Consider the following 24,717-nt stretch of genomic DNA (forward strand, 5'->3'; position numbering starts at 1 on the left):
ATTAATAATAAGGAGGATGAAAAATGAAAGTTACTTTATTAAAACTTTTAACACTTTTCAACAAAAGTGAAAAGAAAAAACTATTAATATTGTTCTTTATGATGATAGTTGCTGCTATATTTGAAACGATTGGAATAGGATTAATTGTTCCATTTGTAGGTATTATAACTAATCCTGATATCATTCAAGAACAAGCAATTTTATCATTTTTATATCAAGTGTTTAATTTCCAATCAACCAAAGCTTTTATCGTATTTTCAGTTGTTTTATTACTGACGATATTTGTTATGAAAAATCTATATTTACTACTTTTTAATTACGCACAATTTAAAGTCATTTTGAATCAACAAGTTAAGTTATCAAGTATATTGTTTAAAGAATACCTAACAAAGCCATATTCATTCCATTTACAGCGAAATACAGCAGACTTACTTAGGAATATAAATGGGGAAGTATCCAAATTGTTTCAAGGAATTATCATGTCAGGTTTTCAGCTATTTACCGAAATTCTTGTGACTACATGTATTTTAGTGTTGTTATTAGTAACAGCACCAATTGCAACTTTAGTAGCTGCTACCTTATTAGGTGGGAGTGTTTTTTTATTCTTTGCATTTCTTCGTAAAAAAATCAGCCTTTTGGGAAAAGAACAGCAAAAGGTAAATGGAACGATGATAAAGTGGGTAAACCAAGGGTTAGGAGCAAGCAAAGAAGTTAAAGTATCAGGAAAAGAGAGCTTCTTTATTAACTCTTATACTGGTCAAAGTCAAATCAAGGCTAACAACAGCCGATATATGAAGATGTTAGAACTAGTACCTAAATTATTTATTGAAACATTATTGGTATCTATTGTTCTAATTACGATGCTTATACTTGTTTTTCAAGGAACAAATACAACGCAAATTGTATCAACGATGGCACTGTTTGCTATGGCAGCTTTTCGATTAATGCCTTCAATTACACGAATTGTGTCATTGATTACCACTATCCGATACAGCCAACCAGCTCTAACTGTTGTTTATGACGATTTGTTTCAGAATAAGACAGAAATTACAGAGATTAATCTTAATGAATCAATATTCGTTAATAGAGGGGGAAGAACCTTTACTGACTCAATACAATTAAATAATATATCATTTCGTTATCCTAATCAAAATGATTATTCAATAATGAATGTATCATTAACCATCCCTATTGGTAAATCTGTTGCATTTATAGGGGAATCAGGTGCTGGAAAAACAACAATTGTTGATATCATTTTAGGACTATTTCGTCCAGAAAATGGAACTGTATTAATTGATAAAAAACCCCTTTTAAATCAAAAAAAGTTATGGCAGCAAAAAATAGGTTATATACCACAATCAATTTTTCTATCTGACGATACAATTCGTGGGAATGTTGCTTTTGGAATAGGCCTTGATCAAATTGAAGAGGTTGAAGTTTGGAGGGCCTTGGAACAAGCGCAATTAAAAGAATTTGTTGAAGCACTTCCTGATCAACTTGAAACTTCTGTAGGCGAGAGAGGCGTTAGACTTTCAGGTGGTCAACGACAACGTATTGGTATAGCCAGAGCACTATATCATAATCCAGAGATATTATTTATGGATGAAGCAACATCAGCATTAGATAATGAAACAGAAAAAGAAATAATGAAGGCAATTGATGGATTAAAAGGTGAAAAAACCCTAATCATAATTGCCCATAGGTTAAGTACTATAAAAAACTGTGATATCGTTTTCGAGATGAATAAGAGTAGACTTGTAAGTATAAATAATAAACAAGAACATTCAATAATATAATCTATTTGACGCTTACTTTACTAGTGGTTATGAACTCTAGTTCAGCCTAGGAAAATTTAATATATCAACATCGAAGTTTAAGAAAAATTTCATTCGGTCTTTAAGTTACTTAGTGTTATTAATTTTTATAGCAATTCCATATCTTGCTGGCAAACCAGAAGTCTTGTCGGGTGGTATCGACAGAGTCTTGCTTAATTTCTTTTTATTATCGAACTCTTACAACGGTGCATGGTGGTATTTACAGACCTACGTCATTGTTGTATTGTTAGCGCCACTATTAATTAAACTAGTGCAGAAGCATAATTCTTTTTTCTATTAATGGTCTCAGGTATTATCTATTTCATTACCTATTGTAGCAATTTAATTTTGTAATTGATTTCGGTGATAATTCAATTGTAAATATTTTAGAGAATGCAACAGTTTAAGTTTATTTCACGACTTGTAAATTACTGATTTGTTCTTTATAACGAAATGAGTGATTGCATTTATTTTGATAATCATAAAATTTTTAAATTGAATGGCAACCAGTTATTTTTAATTGGGAATTTATTTTAAATTGGAGAGTGAACTATGAGTGCTATTGCTGGAATCCTTCATTGTAATAAAGAACCTATACCAATTGGACATAGCAATGGAATGATGAAGAAATTACAATTTCCTGCTGATGATATCAAAGTGTTGTATAGAGATTATCTATTCTTTGGATGTCATGCGCAATGGATTACACCTGAGTCAGTTGGAGAGCCGTTACCATACTATGACAACGAAAGGAAACTAGCAATTACTGCTGATGCTATTATTGATAATCGGAATGAATTGTTTCAGAAGTTGCAGGTAGGTAAGGATGAAGGAAAGATAATGCCTGATAGCCAGCTGATCTTACTCGCCTACTATAAATGGGGCGAAGATACACCGAAGCATTTAATTGGTGATTTTGCCTTTATGATTTGGGATGAGAAAGAACATAAGCTTTTTGGAGCGAGAGATTTTTCAGGAAGCAGGACACTATATTACTTTAATAATCAAAATCGGTTTGGTTTTTGCACAATAATGGAACCATTACTGTCATTACCATACGTGAAGAAGAAGTTGAATGAACAATGGCTTGCAGAATATCTTGCTATTCCTAATATGATTGATAGTGTTAATGCTTCTTCGACAGTAATAAAAGATATTAAACAGGTTCCCCCTTCACATACTATTACTATGATTGATGGGAAAACTACTATTTCAAGGTACTACACTTTAGATCTGAACAAAACAATAAAATTTAAGAAAGATAAAGATTACGTAGAATCTTTCCGAGAGGTTTTTCAGGAAGCCGTTGATGCAAGGTTACGTACGGATTATCCTGTGGGCTCTCAACTAAGTGGGGGACTGGATTCGAGCTCCGTTGTTGGTTTTGCTGCGAAACCATTGATGAAAAAGAACAGAACTTTACATACGTTTAGTTTTATTCCTGAAAGAGATTTCATAGATTGGACGCCTAAATATAGAATGGCAGATGAGCGACCATTTATTAGTTCAACCGTTCAACATCTGAGCAATATAGATGATCACTATTTAGACTTTGCGGGTAAAAGCCCGTTGTCAGAAATAGATGATTGGTTAGAAGTGATGGAAATGCCCTATAAATTTTTTGAGAATTCTGTATGGGTGAAAGGAATATATGAAAGTGCAAGTCAAAAAGGTATTAAAGTGTTATTAAATGGTTCGAGAGGTAATTTCGGAATTTCTTGGGGGCCTGCACTAGATTACTATGGAACTTTAATAAAAAAAATGAAGTGGATCAGCCTTTATCGTGAATTGAATCTATACAGTCAAAACACAGGAGTGAAAGATAAATTCAGAATACTCTCAATAGCAGGTAAAAAAGCATTTCCATTTTTAAATAAATCAAAAGAAGTCTACCAACTACCCATGATCATCAACCCTAACCTTGCAGAAAAAACTGATGTTTTTAAAACATTTCATGAACACGGCATTGATAAGAATGGCTCTTCTAATTCAAGTATATACGAAAAAAGAAATGACCACTTTACGAATCCTGCTATCTGGAATACAACTGGCACAAGCGGAACAAAATTATCTCTTCGTTATTCAATTTGGAATCGTGATCCTACTAATGATCTACGTGTTATTCAATTTTGCTTATCGTTACCAGAAGATCAATTTGTCATGAACGGGATGGATCGGGCACTTATTCGAAGAGCAACAAAAGGGTATCTGCCAGATGAAATTCGTTTGAATCAGCGAGTAAGAGGTATCCAAGGTGCAGATTGGGTCCACCGTGTAGCTCGGTCTTGGGGCCTGTTTATAGAAGAGTTACTACAGCTAGTTAATGATCCGTTAGTTTCTGATTACTTAAATATTCCCTTACTTCAATTAGCAATTTACAACGCTAAGGAGGGTCCTAAGTTGAACAATGCATTTGACCCAGAGCTTAGAATATTAATGCGTAGTTTAATCATTTATCGATTTATAAAAAGATTTCATTTGAAAGGAGGTGATAATACATATGAAGAAGATATGGAAACAGCCAGCGTTGGAGGTTTTGGAAATTAATATGACTATGCAAGGCGCAGGAATTAGAGATGTAGATGCTACGTTTGAAGATGAAGATGAAACTGTACACCTTCATGAAAGTTAAATCAGAAAAGAGTATGTGTTACTTACCCTTATAAATTTAAACGAATTTATAAGGGTCTTCTTTAATGAGTCAATGTTTTATTTCTCAACATTAATTTGAATTTTATTGACATTAAAATACAATAATGATAAGTTATATAGTATAATTTGTTCTTTATAAAGAATTAAAAGTCATATTAACTACTGAAAATTAGTTTCTTAAATAAATGACCATACCTTAGGGGAAGACTTTCTGGAAAAATGTTCTCTATAAAGAAAAAACATTTGATTATTAAATGCTATAGGAGGAAATTATGAGTGCAATCGTTGGTATCCATAACAGTAATCATGAACCTGTAGCTGTAGAATATATGCAAAATATGATGAAATCCCTGAAGAAGTATCCCGCTAAAGACATTCAAATCTGGAACAATAAAAATACCTTCTTCGGTTGTCATGCACAGTGGATTACACCGGAGTCGATTGGAGAACGATTACCATATCATGATTATGAAAGACAGCTAGCAATTACAGCTGACGTAATCATTGATAATCGAGAAGAGTTATTTAATAGATTGCAAGTGAATCAAACAGATAGAAAGTCAATACCAGATAGCGAACTAATTTTATTAGCTTACCATAAGTGGGGCGACGAGGTACCAAAGCATCTCGATGGTGATTTCGCTTTTATGATATGGGATGAGAAAAAGCAGAAGTTATTTGGAGCTAGAGACTTCTCTGGTGCAAGGACTCTTTATTTTCATCATGACCATAGACGGTTCGCATTTTCAACAACAATAGAACCATTGTTTACACTTCCTTACATAAAAAAGAAGTTAAACGAAGATTGGCTGGCTGAATTCCTTGCAATACCAACGATTGTTGAATCGGTAGACATGTCGACCACGGTATATAAATCGATCTCTCAAATTCCTCCTTCCCATACCATCACTGTAGTTGATGAGAAAGTTACTGTTTCAAGGTATTGCACGATAGAAGTCAAGAAAGGGATAAAACTTGGGTCAAATGAGGAGTATGAGGAAGCATTTCGGGATGTTTTTCAAAAAGCAATTAGTGCTAGGACGCGAACACACGGGCAAGTAGGATCACATTTGAGTGGCGGCTTGGATTCTGGATCAGTTGTTAGCTTTGCTTCAAAAAACCTTATAAAACAAAATAAAAAGTTACACACGTATAGTTACTTACCAGAAGATAGTTTTACAGATTGGACACCGAAATATTATCAAGCTGACGAAAGTTCGTTGGTAAAAGAAACAGTGAATTATGTAGGTAATATTTCAGATAATTATTTAAGATTTGAAGGTATGGATCCTTTTACTGAAGTAGATGATTTCATTGAGCTAATGGAAATGCCTTACAAGTTTTTCGAAAACTCATTTTGGTTAAAAGGTATCAATGAAACAGCTAATAAACAAGGGATTAAGGTTCTATTAAATGGTGCAAGAGGAAATCACTCGATTTCTTGGGGTTCATGGAAGTTGAACATTAACTATTACACTTCACTATTTAAGAAACTGAAATGGTTAAAGCTTAATAGTCAACTAGACTACTACACTAAAAATTATCATACGGGGAAGTCAAATATGCTTCCTATTATTACAAAACAAGCAATTCCAACGTCAGTGAATTGGAATAAAAAAAATCATCAATTTAGAAATGAATTTCCTACTATTATTAATCCGTCATTTGCTAACAAAACGAATGTAGTTGAAAGGCTTAAGCAATATGGACTTGATCCAAAATCAGGGCCCGTTGAGAACTTAACAAAATATAGGAATAACTACTACAAGCAACTACATGCTTGGAATAAAAGCGGAGTTGCAGAAACAAAGTTATCTTTGCGTTACTCATTGTGGAATCGTGACCCAACAAACGATATTAATGTTATCCGTTTTTGTTTAGCTATACCGGAAGAACAATATGTTCTAAATGGAATGGAACGTTCATTTATTAGAAGGGCTACAAAAAACTTTCTTCCAGATAAGGTGAGACTTAACTATCATACACGGGGGATTCAAGGGGCAGATACAATTCACCGTATTGCTAAACATTGGGACTGCTTTATAGATGAATTACAACAATTAAGCAATGACTCTCTAGTTTCTGAATTTATAGATTTGAACGTGATTAGAAATTGCTTATCAAGGATAGGGACTAAACCACGGCAGGAATTAATAGTTGAAAATGATTTTAAGGTTCTAACTCGTAGTTTAATTGTGTACCGATTTTTGAAGAATATTGGCTGATTGGGGGAGGTGATAATAATGAAAAGAGAGTGGAAAAAGCCATTGTTAGAAGTTCTTGATGTAAGCATGACAATGAACGGACCAGGAAATGCAAACGCGGATTGCTTTGATGTTTCGGAGGGTAAGGATGAAACACACGAAGGAAGATCTAACGCGAGTTGTTTAGGTAGTTAATTTTTTGTTTGAACATTTACTTAACCCTTATACATTAAAGTATAAGGGTCTTTATTAAACTATAGGGGAGCATGTTGATGATAATCTCAGAGAAGAAACAGGCTTACAAAGTCTTCGGGTTAGCTGTATCAAGTGAATACCACCTACCGGAGTTACAACAAGTTAGCATAAAAGAAGATTTAGTGGATGTCACAATTACCAAAACTGATTTATCAGTAACTTGGTTTGAACTAGCTGAACCAAACAATTATTTTATTGTTAAGAAAGATTTTATTTTATTTCAAATACCTGAAGTGGCCATTTTTTTAATTGAGAATGGAAAAAAGATTACTGTTTCACCCATGGTAGGTTTTGATGAAGACCAAATTCGTCTCTACCTACTAGGAACTTGTATGGGAGCACTTTTAATGCAAAGAAAAATCCTTCCTTTACATGGTAGTGCGATAGCTATTGATGGTAAAGCCTATGCCATTGTTGGTGATTCAGGTGCAGGGAAATCAACCCTAGCATCAGCATTCCTAAAAAGAGGATTCCAGTTGCTAAGTGATGACGTAATTCCAGTTACGCTATCTGACCAAAATGTTCCGATTGTAACGCCTGCATATCCACAACAAAAGTTATGGCAAGAAAGTTTGAATGAGTTTGGAATGAAATCGACCCAGCTACGTCCAATTATTGATCGAGAGACTAAGTTTGCTGTCCCGGTTTTAGACCAATTCGCTCAAGAACCGATCCCGCTTGCAGGTGTTATTGAATTAGTTAAAACAGAAACTGAAGAAATCAAAATACGACCAGTTCTTGCCCTCGAACGACTTCATACCTTATTTGTTCACACGTACCGCAACTTTTTGATCAACAGGTCGGGTTTAATGGAATGGCATTTTGATACTACAACTAAGATTGCTAATAAAATCGATTTATTTCGCTTAGAACGACCTACATCGTGTTTCACGGCCCATGAATTAACGGATGTCATTTTGTCTGAGATAAAAAAGGAGGAACCAAGTTTATGATTGAAAATCAAGTTGTTTCGGTTAGTCAGGTTGTTAAACAAAATGAGGGCAACATCGTTAGTGACATGGATGGAGAAAAAGTCATGTTAAGTATTAACAAAGGTAAGTACTATAACTTAGGTGAAATGGGTGGAGAAATATGGGATCAGATTAAGGAACCCACGTCCGTTAAGGAATTGATTGAATCATTACTTGCTCAGTATGATGTTGAAGAAAGTGAATGTCGGGATCAGGTCATTTCGTTCTTAGGTATGTTGGCAAGTGAAGAATTAATTCAACTATCATAATTAAGGAAGGAACTAAGAAATGAGGAAGTTTAAGACTTTTTTATTATTGGATCGAAAACTAAAACTACTATTATTTGAATCTTATTTTTACTTAGGCTGGGCTCGGATATTAAAAAGCGTACCTTTTTCAAAGGTAGCTCCTTCCTTGGGAATTCAAATGCAAGAGACCACGACCAATAATGACTTTGCAAACAAACAATTGTTAAGCAGTGTATCTCAGGCAATCCACATGATGAGTCGTTACACTTTTTGGGAGAGCCAATGTCTTGTGAAAGCAATTGCGGCAATGAAAATGTTGGAGAAACGTAATGTGGAGAGCACACTGTACTTAGGAACTGCAAAGGATGAATCCGGAAAATTGGTTGCACATGCATGGTTACGAAGTGGTTCGTATTATATTACTGGATTAGAAGTAATGAAGCAATTTACTGTCGTTAGTAAATTTGCTAAAAATGTCTATAAAGAAGGAGAAAAATATGGATAACAAATTTCGTCTCGATTTAGCAGGAATACCGAAAGAATTGCTTTTAATCCTCGAATTGCTGAAAAGGGACGAGTATGCCCCTCTAAATGAACCCCAATTGTTAATAGATATCGACTGGAAGTTATTTATCAATCTAGTGAATCATCATCGTCTTTATCCCTCTTTATATCGTAAATTAAAGTTAGTAGAAAATGGCCTCATTCCAGAGTACGTTATTGAAAGTATTGAACAAAGTTATAAGCAAAATACATTTCAAATGTTGTTACTTAGTGCCGAAATGGAGCAAGTCAGTAAGTTATTTAATGAAGAAAAAATCAGGTCTCTGTTTCTAAAAGGCCCAATGCTTGCACATGAGCTATACGGTGATGTTTCTCTTCGAACCTCGAGTGACTTAGATATTCTAATTCCACTCAATAAACTAGAGAATGCGGAAAGACTGCTTGAGAATCTAGGGTATGAAAAGGACGATTATATCCAAACCGTGTTGAACGATTGGAAATGGCGTCACCACCATGTTACTTATATTCATCCACAAAAAAGAATGAAACTAGAAATACATTGGAGATTAAATCCAGGACCAAGTAAAGAACCGAACTTTGAACAGTTGTGGGAACGGAAAAACAGAAGCTCACTTACCAGTTATCCCGTCTATCTACTAGGTAAAGAGGACTTATTTTTACTACTCGTTTCTCATGGTGCTAGGCACGGTTGGTCCAGATTACGCTGGTTGCTCGATATTAAAGAACTGGTAAAACAAGACTTGGATTGGGATAAAGTTCGCCAACTAGTAAAAACATACCATTTTCAGCAGGAAGGTGGTCAGTCGCTGATTTTATCCTCCCAACTGTTGGATTCAAAGATTAGTAATAAGATGACCCCTTTGATTTCAAAGAAAAAACCAGGTGAAGTGGCACAAAAAGCCACATTTTATTTTAGACAAAGGGTCAGCTTACATAACAACCCAGTCCCAAAAGAAATAGCTGTATATCATAAACGCTATTTATTTTCATTAATGTCATTTCAACAAAAAATAGTGTTTATTTTAACTTTTCTGCATCCGTATCCAGAGGATGCGCAGACATTGTCATTACCAAAAAAGTTCCATTTCCTTTACTTTCCACTGAGACCTTTTTTATGGGCATGGAGAAAAACGAAGAAAGATGCTTTATCCTAGGGGGACAATCAAATGCAACATATCTTGTATTTCTTAAAGCAAATTCATGCATATTCCGGTAAGATTCTTTACATAAATATGTTTGCAATGATGGGAATTAGTTTACTAGAGGGGGTTGGTATCCTTCTGCTTGTTCCGATGATTAGTATAAGCGGGATTGTTGATTTAGGTACAGGGGCAATCCCTATTGTCGGTAATCTGTTTAGTTTTTTGGAGGGGATACCAAGTTCAATCGCTCTTCCTTCAATATTAGCTGTTTATGTTTTAATTGTCATAAGCCAAAATGTGATGAATAGGCAAATATCAGTAAAAAACACGATAATTCAACAAGGGTTTTTAAGGCACGTACGAATAGAAACATACAGTTCTTTACTACGTTCTAATTGGGATTTTTACATTAAAAAGAGGAAATCTGATTTAATTAACTTATTAACATCAGAGATTGCACGCGCGAGTGCAGGAACGAATTCGTTTTTGCAATTTGTGGCTTCACTGGTCTTTACTGTAATCCAAATCGGACTGGCCTTTGTGCTCTCACCAAATATAACTGTTTTTGTATTGTTGTGTGGTTTAATGCTGATCTTTTTTAATCGTAAATTTCTTGCTCGTTCACTAGAACTTGGAAATAAAAACTATGAGTTAGGAAGAAATTACTTGGCTGGAATAACGGATCAAATGAATGGAATTAAAGATATAAAGAGTAATACCCTAGAAGAATCAAGATTGGACTGGTTTAGCTCAATAACTAAACGAATACAAACAGAACAAGTCGAATACACGAAACTTAGAAGTACCTCTCAGTTATATTACAAAGTTGCTTCAGCGATACTAATTGCAGGATTCATATTTATTGCTATAAATATGTTTAGCGCGCAGGCAGGGCAACTAATGTTAGTGATTGTAATATTCTCAAGGCTGTGGCCGAGAGTTGCTGGTATTCAGGCTTCACTCGAACAGATCGCGACCATGTTACCTGCATTTAAAGCAGTTAAAGCCTTACAACAAGAATGTAGGGTTTCTCAAGAATTTACAAGTAAATCAGACAAATCGATTAAACCGCTTGAGATTAAAAAAGGGATTTTCTGTGAGAATATTAGTTTTAAATATAATCAAGATACGGAAAAGTATGCTTTAAATAATGTTAATCTTTCTATCCCATCAAACCAAATGACGGCTTTTGTTGGCAAATCAGGAGCTGGGAAGAGCACGTTAATTGATTTATTGATGGGCTTAAACCAACCGCAAAAAGGACGGGTGCTGATTGATGACGCCTTATTAACAAGTGATAATTTAGTCGCTTTAAGGAAATCGATTAGTTATGTAGCACAGGAACCGTTTTTATTTAATACGAGCATTAAAGAGAACTTAACACTAGTAGTGCCGGATGCAACAGAGGAGCAGTTATGGTCAGCGTTGGAGTTTTCTTCGGCTGCTGAATTCGTTAGCAAGCTTCCAGACGGATTGGATAGTTTAATAGGCGATCGAGGAGTTAAATTGTCAGGTGGAGAGAGGCAACGGCTTGTTTTAGCCCGTGCTATTTTACGGAGTCCTTCGATATTAGTGCTTGATGAAGCAACGAGTGCACTCGATACGGATAATGAGGCTAAAATTCAAGAAGCACTAGAGAGGCTTAAAGGAAAGATGACAATTATTGTAATAGCACACCGGCTGTCGACAATCCGAAACGCTGATCAAGTTGTCGTACTAGATCAGGGAGAAATAATTCAAACTGGTGAGTTTGCCCAGCTTGCTAATGAGAAGCGAAGTATGTTTAGTCATTTGTTAAGAAACCAAATGGAGGCAACAAACTAAAAACACTCACTTTGGTGGGTGTTTTTTGTCGTATGTATAAATGACTATGTTGGAGAGGGATTAGAATGAAGAAGGTAGGTACGATTATGGTCGGTCTCATACTATTATTTATTGTTCTATTTGGTTACACAATTTGGGACAATAACCGGATAAAAGTAGTCGAGCAAGAAATAGTAATAGAAGATTTATCAGATCAGTTGGAAGGTTTTTTAATCCTACAAGTGAGCGATTTACATGAAAAAGAATTCGGAAATAATCAAAAAAAATTGATAGAGAAGATCAATCGAATTGATTATGACGCGATAGCTTTTACCGGTGATATGCTAGATGGTATTCAAAATACAAATTATCAGCGGTTCCATTCATTATTAGAAGGAATCGCTAATAAGGAAAATGCCTGGTTTGTTCCAGGCAATACTGATCCAGAAAGCTACGTTGTCACGACGAATGTTGAAAAAAGTGAGTTTATTAACGGGATGGAAGAACAAGGGGTTAAATTATTGGAAACTATTGATACAATAACTGTTGGGGATTCTGTCCTGGATTTTGTTAATTTCGAGATGGCTATCAAGGATGGTTATGTTGGCATAAATGAAGGAACCCCAAGACCTTCCTATGCTAATAATAAATTGTTTTTAAAAAATCAAGAAAGTTTGTTAGAGGAAATGAAAGTGCTGGATGATAAAACAGCCAATGATGTATTAATAGCACTAGGCCACTATCCTGTAGTAGATGCACGGATTGACCAAATTAAAGTAGATTCTCGCTTACAAATGAGAGACTTCGATCTTATTATGGCAGGTCACTATCATGGTGGTCAAATACGTTTGCCTTTTATAGGTGCGTTTTTTGTACCAGAAGCATGGTATCAAAATCAATTCTTCCCGCCACGAAACCGGGTGAAAGGACTATGGGAATATAAGGGTAGTAAGCAATATGTTAGTACGGGGCTCGGCAGCTCGGATGCAGTCGCGTTTTTGAACTTTCGATTTTTAAATCCACCGGAAATCAATCTGTTAAAATTAACAAAAGGTGAGTAGTTTTACTTTTGTTAAACTGTCTTGGGATACTATGATAGAATTCTTCGGCACTCTTTTGAAGGGATACCATTTTCTGTCTATCCTTTTAGCGTTGCTTTATGATAGATATGTCCTATATTATTTAAATGAAATTTTTCATTATCTTAGAGGAAAATGGCAGTTTTTGTTGAAATAAAACGACAACGAATTATTTTCTTTTTTATATTTGCATGTGAATCAATTGCTAGTAATCTATGAGACTACCAAGGATCGCAAGGTACTTTACTAATGAAATTAAGTATGAAAATGCTCTTTACAGTCCGGGAGATTAAAAATGGACTGCTGTAGATAATTAAATTTCTGAGTTACCCACGTCCAGCTCCAGCGCCTGCCCCGCCTGCGGTCTTAAGTCAATCCTCTTTGTCGAAAAAGCACCACATAGAGACTCGACTTATGCTTGTCGGGGGTGACCAAGGCGCCCTGCGCTTTTCTTATACCCTAACCTATCCAGTCTAAAAATATAACATCTACGAAAAGAGAGGAGCGTTACGCGTGTTTGAATTATTCACTATATTGAAAGACGTCATCTTACCTGTATTTATCTTAATGGCACTGGGCTACATCTTACATAAAAAGTTTCACCTCGATATTTCTACATTAGCGAAATTAAACATCTACTTTTTGGTTCCTGGTTTTATCTTTGTGAAATTATATAATACGCAAATTTCTTGGAACTTATTTTCTGATATCTTTTTATTCTTTTGCTTATATGTTTTCATGTTATTTCTTATTTCCATTGTTGTCGGTAAAATGATGGGTTTAGATAAAGGGGAAAAAACTGCATTCTCAAATAGTGTCATGTTTTACAATTCCGCTAATTATGGTGTGCCAGTCAATGATTTAGTATTTAAAAGTGATCCATTTGCTATGTCAATCCAGGTTATTGTTTTAACATTACAAAATATCTTTTTGTTTTCCTATGGTATCTTTTCTTTACAGTCAGTTAGTAAAGGGAAGCTTAAAGCAGCACTAGGTTATTTCAAAATGCCTGTTTTATACGCAATGTTGGCTGGGATATTGCTAAACATCTTTCATGTTCCAATCCCTTCATTTATTTGGGTACCTTCGAATTATATTTCTGATGCACTGATTTCATTGGCGCTAGTTACTCTTGGTGCACAGGTAGCTGCATTGAAATTTAAATTTGGCCTTCTGTCTGTCTATATGAGTCTTGTTATTAGACTTTTAGTGGGTCCTGTTATTGCCTTGGCAATTATATTTATCTTCAAAATGGATGGGATGTTCGCGCAAGCATTATTAATATCTTCAGCAATGCCTACTGCTGTAAATAGTGCCGTCATTGCACAGGAATATAAAAACCACCCGGAATTTGCTTCTCAGGTGGTAGTGCTTTCTACTATTGTTAGTGCATTTACAGTGTCAATGATTATCTACCTGGCGAGAATTATATTTTAGACTAACTGTTATCAGGACACATCCTAAACTATTTCATTTTTTAAAACTACAGTTTTACTAAACTGAACAGGTGGATGTTCACTCTTCGAATAGAGCTTCAAACAAAATGCACGTAACTTTTTTACCAGGTTAGTCTAATCATAAAATCCTTTAAAGAAAAAAGAGGATACCCTCTAACTGTGTAGAAGTATATTTAATATTAGCCATCTAAGAAAACAACTTGATACATAAAGAAAGAGGCGATTCTATCAAACATTTAAACGAAGTGCGCTGGGGAATAATTGGTTGTGGCGATGTAACTGAAGTAAAAAGTGGTCCCGCACTGCAGAAGGTTGAGAATTCGCAACTTGTAGCTGTGATGCGTAGAAATGGCGAGTTAGCTAAGGATTACGCGAGAAGGCATGATGTTCCTAATTGGTATGATAATGCTGACCAATTAATTAATGATCCATTAGTGAATGCAGTTTACATCGCTACTCCACCTGCCTTTCATATGGAATACGCGGTAAAGGCAGCAAATGCGGGGAAAGTAGTTTATGTGGAGAAACCGATGGCGTTAAATCCAAACGAATGTCAAATGATGATTGATAGTTGCAAACAAAACGCTGTTCCACTTTTTGTCGCATATTACCGTAGAGAATTAGATCGGTTTTTAAAAGTAAAAGAAATCATTGATCAAGGATTAATTGGTGATACCCGTTTTGTATCCACGGTACAATACCAGCCAACTGCTGAAACTGAAATGGATCAAACAAATCCACCTTGGAGAATACAACCTGACCTTGCTGGTGGAGGACTGTTTTTTGATTTGGCTAGTCACACTTTAGACATTCTCGACTTTTTGTTGGGACCGATTGAACAGGTACGTGGGTTTGCAAACAATCAAGCCGGCCACTACCATGCAGAGGATATTGTAACAGGTACCTATTCGTTTAGATCCGGAGTACAGGGAATTGGTAGTTGGTGTTTTAATGCTTTGGACCGGGAAGATAGGAATGAGATCATTGGTTCAAAAGGGAAAGTTACATTTGCTACTTTCGGCGAAGGGCCAATTCAATTGAGTGTGAATGGTAAGATCACTGAATGGGGTTTTAAGAATCCGGTCCATGTGCAGCAGCCATTGATTCAAACGATTGTCGATCAACTGACAGGCAACAATGAAGGTATATGCCCAAGTAACGGGGAATCTGGGATTCGGACAAATTGGGTAATGGAACAAATGGTAACTGGAAAAGTTTAATTTAATAAAGTGATTATAGAAAATGAGTGATGATATTATTAATAAGGTATGAAATACTAGCTCCGGCACCTGAGCTTCTTTGTAGCGTAAATAACACATAGAAGCTCCGGCTTGTAGCTTTTTCTTATTATAAAATTAAAGCGTTTTCAAATTATAAAATTGGAGGTATTTAAATGATAAAAGGAATTGGTCATGCGGCCTACACTGTAGCAGATATGGAAAAGTCATTGGATTTTTACTGCAACGTATTAGGGTTTGAAAAGCTATTTGATTTACACAATATCAAGGACGAACCATGGATTGTTTATTTAAAGGTTTCAGAAGGGCAGTATATTGAATTGTTTTACGGTGGAGAGAAAAAGGTTCAAATTGACGGCAGTACGATTGGCTATTCGCATCTATGTTTTGAAGTGGAAAACATTGAGGTAATAGCCAATCACCTTAAAAGTAAGGGTTATACATTGGATGTAGAACCAAAGGAAGGATTGGACGGAAATTATCAATGTTGGGTAAAAGACCCTGATAAAAATCGAATTGAATTTATTCAAATGCGACCTGATTCGCTACAACTAAGAACGTAATATAGAAAAATGAATAGAGGTTGTCCGCCTAAGTAAATAGGAATGTTGTTTAAAAGGTGCTTAATGATTGTTGAAATTAAACGAGAGGATGTTGACGATGTCGAAATTAAAAATTGGAATAATTGGTGCTGGTGGAATAGCTACAGACGTACACATTCCGAATTACTTAAAGCAAGAAAGTGTAGAAATAGGAGCAATTGCTGATGTTGCGTTAGTTAGGGCACAAGAAGCTGCAACTAACTTTTCAATTCCACATGCATTTGGATCATACCAAGAAATGCTTGAGAATGTAGAACTCGATGCAGTTAGTGTTTGTGTCCCAAATAAATTTCATGCAGAAGCGGCTATTGCTGCACTAGAAGCAGGATGTCATGTTCTATGTGAAAAACCACCAGCGATGACTGTCGACGAGGCAGAACGTATGCAACAAGCAGCAGAAAAAGCTGGGAAGTTTTTAACTTATGGTTTTCATTATCGCCATCAATCAGAAGTTACGACTGCAAAAGCGTTTATTGATGGTGGTGAACTAGGAGATATTTATTCTGCACGGGTTCAAGCAATTCGCCGGAGGGGGATTCCGGGCTGGGGTGTCTTCACGAACAAGGAACTTCAAGGCGGTGGACCGTTAATTGATATTGGTGTCCATATGTTAGATACTGCCCTTTATTTGATGGATTATCCAGAGCCAGATGTCGTGTTAGGGAAAACACACCAACAAATAGGCAATAAAAAAGGTGTAGGATTACTTGGTCAATGGGACTGGGAAAATTTCACGGTAGAAGATATGGCTGTCGGGATGATTACATTTAAAAATGGTGCTTCTTTAGTCCTTGAAGCTGCGTTTGCGGCGAACGTTGCTGAACGTGATACGATGCAGGTTTCTTTAATGGGAAATGAAGGTGGAGCAGATATATTTCCACTAAAGATTTATCAGGAGAAGCACGATTCGTTAATTGATATTACACCTGCTTATTTACCTGAAGGTGGTGGGCATGAGCGCGAAATTAAGCACTTTGTAGAAAGCTGCCTGAAAAATGAACAGCCTTTAAGTACACCGCTCCAAGGTACAATTATTCAAAAAATAGTTAATGCTCTTTATCAGTCAGCCGAATCGGGAAAAGCAGTTCAATTGTAAAATCATTTTGAATGAATTAAGAGATAGAAAGGGAGATTTTTGTGGGGAAATTAGGAATTCAACTATATTCTGTGCGAGATAAAACAAGTAAAGATTTTCTTGGCACCATCAGTGAACTAGGACAAATGGGTTATCAAGGTGTTCAATTTGCAGGATTTTTTGAAACACCCGCTAAACAATTAAAACAGGTAATGGATGATTCAGGAGTGATTAGTGCAGGTAGTCATACTAGATATGATATGTTGCTAGATGAACATCTGATGCAATCATTAGAATACAATCACACGATTGGGAATGAATTAATTATTTGTCCATCTTTACCAGAAGAGTTTAAAGGCAGTGTCGATGCTTTTAAGCGGGCAGCTGATTCTTTAAATGAGATTGGTCGTAAATGTAATGACCAAGGCTTTACCTTTGGATACCATAATCACGACTTCGAATTTAGTGATTTGGGTAGTGGAAAACGTGGGTTTGAGATTTTATATGAGAATACAGACCCTAATTTTATGAAGATGGAACTTGATTGTTACTGGGCACTACATGCTGGTTTTGATCCTTTAGAAATAATAAAACAAAACAGGAACCGTTGTGTGTCACTGCATATTAAAGATATGAAACGTGTGGAAGGGAAAAAAGTCAGCACAGAAGTAGGTCAAGGGGAACTGGATATCCAAGCATTACTAAAAGAAGGGAGAGAATGCGGTGTAGACTGGTTTACAATAGAGCAAGAAGATTTTGATAAAGATACACTGGAAAGTGCGTATATAAATCTAACAAATATAAAAGAACTAATCTGACAGTAGTTAAGAAAGAAAATATTCAATCATTCTACCGGGTGAAGATTAATTGATAACGAATCCCTTTCCCTCCTTGTCTTATTTTAGAGGGAAAGGGATTTATCAATTTTCTTATTCGATTTCAATTGTTTTGCCTCTCCTGTTTGTCGACGATTTGTTGATAGTAATCAGACCGTTTCGGATTGATGTCTATTACTCCAGATAAATACCACTTTCATTTTGCTCATCTAGTTAGTTACTTAAATATACATGACCATACCCACTGATACCGACTAATACAATTGATACTTGCTGCTTCATAAGAATTCTCCATATTTTAGTGAAATGTTCGAAACTTTTCCGGTGGTATGCCAACAATCTTTTTGAAAGTAGCTATGAAGTGACTTGGTGACCTGAATCCTATTTCTTTTGCTACTTGATTAATGGTCATTTCTTTTGATTCAAACAACAAATGTTTCGCAGTTCGAATCCGTAAATCTAAGAAATAGGCATAAGGTGAAACATTAAATGTATTTCGAAATAGACCATTAAGTTGTCTAGGTGAGATATCTAAAAACTGCGCAAACTCAATTAATCCAATATTGGGGTTGGAAATATTAGCTTTCATCCATTTGATTAAAGGTTGTAGTTTCTCCAAATTACCGGAGACAGCTAGATTTTTTTCGGCTCCAGCATAATTTTTTACCATCAATAAAAACTGATAAACATTCGTTGATGCATGAATGCCGAAAACATCATTCGTGTCCTCAATGTTCTGCATAAAATCTATGATTTCAGTCCTAATCGGATTGTCACTTTCCCACTGATAAAATGCTTCTGATTGTAATCCTATGTACGACATCACATCGGCAATGATTTTTCCGCCGAAAGTTAGATATGTAGTTTCCCATTTGTCAGTAAGTGCTTGGTAGGAGTGACTTACATGAGGACTAATTAGCATCCCACAGTTAGGTTTCAGGATGTATCTTTCCCCGTTAAATGCAAACTCTCCTTCACCGGCAATTGTTTGTAGCCAGTGATAATGGGGGTAACCATGGGGACGGGTTATTTTTTCTTGATGGGGATTAAAGCCAATACTTTCTATATAAATTGGTAAGAGTGGCCTGCTCTGAAAAGGAGTTAGTACCATTCTTCGTTTATTCACTATTGATCCCTCCGAAAAATGCCATTTTCTTATATCAGTGTTAAAAATATTATATATAAAAGAATATTGTAAGCGAATACAATGATTATATATTATATCACAAGGGTGGGAGTAAAAAATGATTAATGAAAAATTAGCAAAGATTTGGTACGGAGGAGATTATAATCCAGAACAGTGGGATCAATCCGCATGGGATGAAGATGTTCGGATGTTTAAGCTAGCAGGAATTGACGTCGCAACCTTGAATGTATTTTCTTGGTCGCTAAACCAGCCGGATGAACATACATATAACTTTGAATGGTTAGATCAAACAATTGATCGATTATATCAAAATGGAATATATACGTGTCTTGCGACTAGTACCGGAGCACATCCTGCTTGGATGGCTTCTAAATATCCAGATGTATTGCGTGTTGATTTTCAAGGTAGAAAGAGAAAATTTGGTGCAAGACATAACTCTTGTCCAAACAGTCCAACTTACCGAAAGTATTCGGAAAGAATTGCAGCTAAACTAGCGGAACGATATCAGGATCACCCTGCTGTTCTCGTTTGGCATGTGTCGAACGAATATGGTGGATATTGTTATTGTGACCATTGTGCAGAGGGATTCCGTGAATGGCTAAGAGAACGATACGGGACACTTGAAAAGGTGAATATTTCGTGGAATACAAGGTTTTGGGGGCACACATTTTATGATTGGTCAGAAATTGTTCCTCCAAATGAACTTAGTGAGGAGCAGCCTGGTGATGTTAGTTTTTTTCAAGGAATTTCGCTTGATTACCGAAGGTTTATGTCAGATAGCTTACTAGATTGCTACAAATTAGAATATGATGCAATTAAACAACATGACAAAAACACACCGATAACTACTAACTTAATGGGTACGTTCCTAGATCTTGATTATTTCAAGTGGGCAAAACATTTAGATGTTGTCTCATGGGACAATTATCCGAGAATTGATACACCAGTTAGCTTTACAGCTATGACCCATGATTTAATGAGGGGACTAAGAAGTGGGCAGCCATTTATGTTAATGGAGCAAACGCCTAGTCAACAAAATTGGCAAGCATACAATTCATTAAAACGACCTGGGGTAATGAGATTATGGAGCTATCAGGCTATAGCGCGGGGTGCTGATACGGTCATGTTTTTTCAATTGCGTCGTTCTGTCGGGGCTACTGAAAAATACCATGGTGCGGTAATTGAGCATGTTGGTCACGAACGAACAAGGGTGTTCAAAGAAACAGCTGAACTAGGAAAAGAATTAAGTGAGCTATCTGATCAGCTGTTAGATGCAAGGGTCAATGCGAAAGTAGCGATTGTATATGACTGGGAAAATAGATGGGCAATAAATTTATCAAGCGGACCGTCAGCAGCGCTTGATTATGTGACAGAAGTACACAAGTATTATGATGCATTTTATCAAGCGAATATCCAGGTTGATATGATTAGTGTTGAGGAGGATCTTAGTAACTACGATGCCGTGATTGCTCCCGTACTCTATATGGTAAAACAAGGGTATGCAAAAAAACTTGAGGAATTCGTTAAGAACGGAGGTACATTTGTAACTACTTTCTTTAGCGGGATTGTAAACGAAAATGATTTAGTTACATTAGGTGGTTATCCAGGTGAATTAAGAAACATGCTAGGCATTTGGTCTGAGGAAATTGATGCACTAAATCCAGACAGTAAAAATCAAATTGTTATAAAAGGCCAACATGCTAATCTTACAGGCGAATATGAATGTAACCTTTTATTCGACTTGATTCATTCTGAGGGAGCTGAGGTAGTAGCTGAATATGGAGATGATTTTTATCAAGGGATGCCAGTTGTAACTAGAAACAAGTTCGGTAAAGGGAATTCTTGGTATATTGCATCTAGTCCAGATCAAGCTTTTTTAGAAGGATTTGTATCTGAATTGTGTAGTGAAAAAGATATTAAACCAAACGTTAAAGCAGGGACCGGGATTGAAACATCGGAACGCGTAAAAAATGGCAAACCATATCTATTTGTAATGAATCATAATGACATAAAAAGTGAATTTGATTTAGAGGAGAAAGTTAGGGAAGACTTATTAACAGGCGAAACAAAGTCTGGCAAGGTATTAATAGGAGCTAAAGGCGTAATGATACTAGGGTATGAGCAGGTTGGGGATTTATAAAAGAACGAACCACGAGGGAGCAGTTAGGTTAGTACTAACTGTTTCTTTTTGGTCATAGCAAAGAGACCATTGTTAATGAAAAATAAAACGGTATCATCAGCGGGAGTTTACTAAAGGATTGGCAAATCAATTACTTCATCCAATCTTCAAACAAGCCACTTCCATTACAACCGGGACAGTGATAGTTAGTGCCATAATAATGTTCATACGACATTATCGGAATCCCCATTCCATTACAATCAGGACATTTACCTAACTGTTCCATCTTTGAAACTTTCTTTTGATACTTTTTATTTGTCCAATCAGATAACACACTGAATAATCCCATTTTGATCACCTCAAAATTTATTATGTGTTTATATTTTTATTTTATTCAGATAATCGCAATATGGAACACGTTTAAATGTCGAGCTTTTGTTGTTTGGAGAATGGAGACCGATATGCTAGATGTATTTAAACGGTAACTGAAAAGGTGTGGAGCTTAACTTTCAAGTAACTAAAAGACGGTTTAAAACAATGGCATAAATTGGTTGTGGGATTAATAGGTAGCAGACAATGGAAATCGGAGGTGTTTTAAAGTACAATTAAACTATTATGTTTTTTTAACTTTAAAGAGCTTCTGAGGTGAACAAAATGAAGAAATCTTCTCCACAGACTATTAGTAATCCTACTACTAATTTAATAGAACAAAACAAAACTAGTTTATTCGCTGATCTCAAATCTCTTTTTAAAGCCATTGTGCTGATATCGAATATTCTTCCTGTCATCACTGGCTTCTTTTTAGCCCTATATTTCACAAATGCTTCTTTTCTAGAACATTGGGAGGTATTCCTATTAACGATTGTTGGTAGTACTTCGGTTATGGCAGGTGCTCTCTTGCTTAATAACTGGTACGATGTTGATATCGACACGGTTATGGAACGAACGAAAAATCGCCCGACAGTTACTGGGACTATTTCACTAAAAACGGTTCTAGTCATGGGGATTACGTTGAGTGTTTTAGGACTAATACTGTTATCTTTTACAACCATTGAGGCTTTGGTATATGGTCTTTTGGGTTGGTTTACGTACGTTTTATTGTACACGATGTGGTCCAAGCGAAGATACACGTTGAACACGGTAATTGGCAGTATTTCCGGTGCAGTTACCCCACTGATTGGCTGGGCAGCGGTCGATTCGACTTTTCATATTGTTCCAATTATCTTATTTCTTATCTTATTTATTTGGCAGATTCCTCATACATTTGCAATTGCGATCAAAAAATGCGATGAATATAGAGCTGCAGGAGTTGCTATGCTTCCTGTCGTACATGGTTTTGAGATTACCAAGAGACAAATGGCTATTTACATTGCTTGCTTACTGCCATTACCATTTTTCATCTTTTCATTAGATAGTATATTTATAATAATAGCTACAATACTCACCACTGGTTGGCTCGTTCTTGGCATGATAGGCTTTTTTACAAAGGATGACCTTAGATGGGCACATTGGATGTTTTTGTATTCAGTTAACTATTTAATGGTGTTATTTCTTACAATGATTGTTGTGACACTGTTTTAACGAATGTATTAAATAAAAAGAAGTAATCACCTCATATTCATACAGGGTGATTACTTCTTTTAACATTAACTTGCTTTTTCATTTTCAAATCTTGATGAGATCACCTTTCGTTCTGAAGCAATCCATACTAACCCCATGATGATAATTACTCCACCAACTATTTGTGCAACTGATATCGTTTCATTGAAGAATAATACCCCAGCAGCTGCAGCTGATGCTGGAACAAAGTACCTGAAGAAGTTAGCTTTTGTTGCACCAACATGTTTCATCGATAAATTCCAAATCACAAATGCTGCCACAGTACATAAAATTACGTTATAGCCGATTGCTCCCCAGGTAATTGCAGATAATTCAGTCCACTGGATGCTCTCCCATCCTCCAAGTGTAAATGGAATTAAAAAGAGCGAGCCAAATAATATATACCAAGTTGTCACGCGCATAGGTGAGTACTTATTCATAAGCGGCATGCAGGCTAAATTAAATAATGCACCAATTAAACTAATAGAAAGTGCAAGAAGATTACCTAACATATATTCTGATCCAAGATCAAATCCATCTTTTCCCCCAAGGATAATAAGTGAGACACCTACTAACGCTACAAATCCGCCGATGACTATTCGTTTAGTCATTTTTTCTGGAGTGAATAAAGGAGCAAATAAGGCGACGAAGATTGGCCAAGGTGCGACGTTTAATAGCGAAGCGTTTGCAAGTGTTGTAAATTTAATCGCATACATAACAAGCAACTCTAAAATGGTAACGCCAACAAATCCAATGATAGCGAGTCTTAAAAGATCCTTCTTTTCTACTTTAATGTCACCCTCGGTAATTTTCAAAATGATAAATAAAAACGGAAGGGCTAACCCAAATCTGAGAAGTACAAAGACCTCCGCAGTAAAAACGTCCATTGCCCAACGTGAAACCCCGAAGTTCACGCCCCAAATAATTGATACTAGAATAAGTCCTATGTAGAATATTAAGTTTGATCTCAATTAAAATCCATCCATTCCTATGTAAATTGCTACCACTTGTTATTATCACACTTCTTGTAACGGGATACTAGCTAAATTGTCAAAGATTGAGTAATTTTCATGGGGAATGTAAGAATATAGTTAATAACTAAACAATTGGTTGTAGAAACTAACTTTCTATTCTATCATTACAGTATACAAAATATAATGTTTCATAAGGGAGGGGTTGTAGCTTTGAGTACCAAAGATGAGAGACTTTATGCAATGTTAATTTATCTTCTTAGTTTTCCATTTCCAATCCTTGCACCACTAATTATTTGGTTGATGAAAAGAGAAGAGTCCGAGTTTGTTGATTATCATGGCAAAGAATATTTTAACTTTTTAATTTCTTATACAATTTATTTTACCGTTAGTGGAATTTTAGTCTTGCTACTTATCGGAATTGTCCTGTTACCTGTAGTAGGGATTATGCTTTTCATTTTCACTATTATTGCCGCAGTTAAATCGTATGGTGGTGAAGAATACCGGATTCCCTTGATTTTTCGCTTTATCAAGTAATTAAAATGAAAGGCACTAGTTCAGGTGCCTTTCATTTTTTTGATTGTCTAGGAAATTACACTAGTGTTGCATTAAAAATATTTATTAAAGTCAAGAGTTTATTATATTCAAGTTAAATATTATTTTAATATTCAGTTTTTATCTTTTGAGAGAAAAATAGAAAAAAGAACAATGGGGTCTAAGAAGGTAGTCCATTATCCATTTTTTTTACATTTATACCGAGTCGTTTGTTAGGTCATTTAAATGTTGTGTTTCACCTTCTTCATATTGCCTTAATGTTTCTAAGAAAACCTGTTCGTTTTTCTGTTTTTTTCTACCTGGTGACGAACGATCTGGTAACTTAAAAATTTCCTTTATAAATAAGGAATAGCACTTTGACCAGTAGGCCCTTACAAACTTTTGTATGTCTAGTAATGATCGGTTACTATCGATTTTATTTTGTA

The 24,717-nt window shown here is 35.7% G+C and carries 22 protein-coding genes and 1 pseudogene; 19 read left to right on the plus strand and 4 right to left on the minus strand.

All coding sequences use genetic code 11. The features are described 5' to 3' along the window. Positions 1 to 23 precede the first annotated feature (23 nt). The 16 genes from LD272_RS18625 to LD272_RS18700 all read left to right on the plus strand — a co-directional run bounded on the left by LD272_RS18625 (position 24) and on the right by LD272_RS18700 (position 17,883). Entirely contained in the window at positions 24 to 1,796 is a 1,773-nt protein-coding gene (locus LD272_RS18625) for an ABC transporter ATP-binding protein (RefSeq protein ID WP_226038119.1), read from the plus strand. Between the two features lie 570 nt (positions 1,797 to 2,366). Beyond that, complete coding sequence (locus LD272_RS18630; RefSeq protein ID WP_304511987.1) at positions 2,367 to 4,361, plus strand: asparagine synthase-related protein; 1,995 nt, start codon at positions 2,367 to 2,369, stop codon at positions 4,359 to 4,361. Next, positions 4,315 to 4,446 carry a paeninodin family lasso peptide gene (locus LD272_RS18635; RefSeq protein ID WP_226038120.1) on the plus strand — a complete coding sequence of 44 codons (132 nt, stop codon included), beginning with the start codon at positions 4,315 to 4,317 and terminating at the stop codon, positions 4,444 to 4,446. Before LD272_RS18630 ends, LD272_RS18635 begins: the two co-directional genes overlap by 47 nt. A gap of 292 nt (positions 4,447 to 4,738) precedes the next feature. Next, positions 4,739 to 6,691, plus strand: coding sequence for an asparagine synthase-related protein (locus LD272_RS18640; RefSeq protein ID WP_226038121.1), 1,953 nt, complete (start codon positions 4,739 to 4,741; stop codon positions 6,689 to 6,691). 18 nt (positions 6,692 to 6,709) lie between these two features. Then, positions 6,710 to 6,865 (plus strand): paeninodin family lasso peptide, encoded by a 156-nt coding sequence (locus tag LD272_RS18645; protein ID WP_226038122.1) that lies wholly within the window; start codon positions 6,710 to 6,712, stop codon positions 6,863 to 6,865. Between the two features lie 77 nt (positions 6,866 to 6,942). Beyond that, positions 6,943 to 7,878: an HPr kinase/phosphorylase gene (locus LD272_RS18650; protein ID WP_226038123.1), complete on the plus strand. Its 936-nt coding sequence runs from the start codon at positions 6,943 to 6,945 to the stop codon at positions 7,876 to 7,878. Then, the gene (locus LD272_RS18655; protein WP_226038124.1) at positions 7,875 to 8,165 is read left to right on the plus strand and encodes a lasso peptide biosynthesis PqqD family chaperone; all 291 of its coding nucleotides are present in this window, start codon (positions 7,875 to 7,877) and stop codon (positions 8,163 to 8,165) included. Before LD272_RS18650 ends, LD272_RS18655 begins: the two co-directional genes overlap by 4 nt. A 19-nt stretch (positions 8,166 to 8,184) precedes the next feature. Continuing rightward, the gene (locus LD272_RS18660) at positions 8,185 to 8,649 is read left to right on the plus strand and encodes a lasso peptide biosynthesis B2 protein (protein WP_226038125.1); all 465 of its coding nucleotides are present in this window, start codon (positions 8,185 to 8,187) and stop codon (positions 8,647 to 8,649) included. After that, complete coding sequence (locus tag LD272_RS18665; RefSeq protein WP_226038126.1) at positions 8,642 to 9,823, plus strand: nucleotidyltransferase domain-containing protein; 1,182 nt, start codon at positions 8,642 to 8,644, stop codon at positions 9,821 to 9,823. Before LD272_RS18660 ends, LD272_RS18665 begins: the two co-directional genes overlap by 8 nt. Before the next feature lie 12 nt (positions 9,824 to 9,835). Next, the gene (locus tag LD272_RS18670) at positions 9,836 to 11,635 is read left to right on the plus strand and encodes an ABC transporter ATP-binding protein (protein ID WP_226038127.1); all 1,800 of its coding nucleotides are present in this window, start codon (positions 9,836 to 9,838) and stop codon (positions 11,633 to 11,635) included. 65 nt (positions 11,636 to 11,700) lie between these two features. Next, positions 11,701 to 12,675: a metallophosphoesterase gene (locus LD272_RS18675; RefSeq protein WP_226038128.1), complete on the plus strand. Its 975-nt coding sequence runs from the start codon at positions 11,701 to 11,703 to the stop codon at positions 12,673 to 12,675. Positions 12,676 to 13,206: 531 nt separating this feature from the next. Continuing rightward, a complete protein-coding gene (locus LD272_RS18680) occupies positions 13,207 to 14,130 on the plus strand; it encodes an AEC family transporter (protein WP_226038129.1) in 924 nt (307 codons plus the stop codon). A gap of 220 nt (positions 14,131 to 14,350) precedes the next feature. Then, positions 14,351 to 15,370 carry a Gfo/Idh/MocA family protein gene (locus LD272_RS18685; protein ID WP_226038130.1) on the plus strand — a complete coding sequence of 340 codons (1,020 nt, stop codon included), beginning with the start codon at positions 14,351 to 14,353 and terminating at the stop codon, positions 15,368 to 15,370. Between the two features lie 173 nt (positions 15,371 to 15,543). After that, the gene (locus LD272_RS18690; protein ID WP_226038131.1) at positions 15,544 to 15,951 is read left to right on the plus strand and encodes a VOC family protein; all 408 of its coding nucleotides are present in this window, start codon (positions 15,544 to 15,546) and stop codon (positions 15,949 to 15,951) included. A 97-nt stretch (positions 15,952 to 16,048) separates the two neighbouring features. Then, the gene (locus LD272_RS18695) at positions 16,049 to 17,086 is read left to right on the plus strand and encodes a Gfo/Idh/MocA family protein (protein WP_226038132.1); all 1,038 of its coding nucleotides are present in this window, start codon (positions 16,049 to 16,051) and stop codon (positions 17,084 to 17,086) included. A gap of 41 nt (positions 17,087 to 17,127) precedes the next feature. After that, the gene (locus LD272_RS18700) at positions 17,128 to 17,883 is read left to right on the plus strand and encodes a sugar phosphate isomerase/epimerase family protein (protein ID WP_226038133.1); all 756 of its coding nucleotides are present in this window, start codon (positions 17,128 to 17,130) and stop codon (positions 17,881 to 17,883) included. Positions 17,884 to 18,199: 316 nt separating this feature from the next. On the opposite strand, the gene LD272_RS18705 is transcribed toward LD272_RS18700, so the two are convergent. Continuing rightward, positions 18,200 to 19,027 (minus strand): AraC family transcriptional regulator, encoded by an 828-nt coding sequence (locus LD272_RS18705; protein ID WP_226038134.1) that lies wholly within the window; start codon positions 19,025 to 19,027, stop codon positions 18,200 to 18,202. Between the two features lie 118 nt (positions 19,028 to 19,145). Here LD272_RS18705 and LD272_RS18710 point away from each other — a divergent pair, with 118 nt between their 5' ends. Beyond that, a complete protein-coding gene (locus tag LD272_RS18710) occupies positions 19,146 to 21,188 on the plus strand; it encodes a beta-galactosidase (protein ID WP_226038135.1) in 2,043 nt (680 codons plus the stop codon). Between the two features lie 130 nt (positions 21,189 to 21,318). Here the strand turns inward: LD272_RS18710 and LD272_RS18715 are convergent, their stop codons facing one another. Beyond that, positions 21,319 to 21,516 (minus strand): methionine aminopeptidase, encoded by a 198-nt coding sequence (locus LD272_RS18715; protein WP_226038136.1) that lies wholly within the window; start codon positions 21,514 to 21,516, stop codon positions 21,319 to 21,321. A 305-nt stretch (positions 21,517 to 21,821) separates the two neighbouring features. Between LD272_RS18715 and cyoE the strand changes: the two genes are divergently transcribed. Continuing rightward, a complete protein-coding gene (gene cyoE, locus LD272_RS18720; protein WP_255639807.1) occupies positions 21,822 to 22,748 on the plus strand; it encodes a heme o synthase in 927 nt (308 codons plus the stop codon). Positions 22,749 to 22,813: 65 nt separating this feature from the next. On the opposite strand, the gene LD272_RS18725 is transcribed toward cyoE, so the two are convergent. Then, positions 22,814 to 23,737 (minus strand): DMT family transporter, encoded by a 924-nt coding sequence (locus tag LD272_RS18725; protein WP_226038137.1) that lies wholly within the window; start codon positions 23,735 to 23,737, stop codon positions 22,814 to 22,816. A 213-nt stretch (positions 23,738 to 23,950) separates the two neighbouring features. Here LD272_RS18725 and LD272_RS18730 point away from each other — a divergent pair, with 213 nt between their 5' ends. Beyond that, positions 23,951 to 24,274 carry a DUF4870 domain-containing protein gene (locus tag LD272_RS18730; protein ID WP_226038138.1) on the plus strand — a complete coding sequence of 108 codons (324 nt, stop codon included), beginning with the start codon at positions 23,951 to 23,953 and terminating at the stop codon, positions 24,272 to 24,274. Between the two features lie 213 nt (positions 24,275 to 24,487). Here the strand turns inward: LD272_RS18730 and LD272_RS18735 are convergent. Continuing rightward, a pseudogene (locus tag LD272_RS18735) lies at positions 24,488 to 24,717 on the minus strand (hypothetical protein); the annotation flags it as partial.

The organism is Aquibacillus saliphilus, assembly GCF_020404745.1.
Lineage (GTDB): Bacteria > Bacillota > Bacilli > Bacillales > Amphibacillaceae > Aquibacillus > Aquibacillus saliphilus.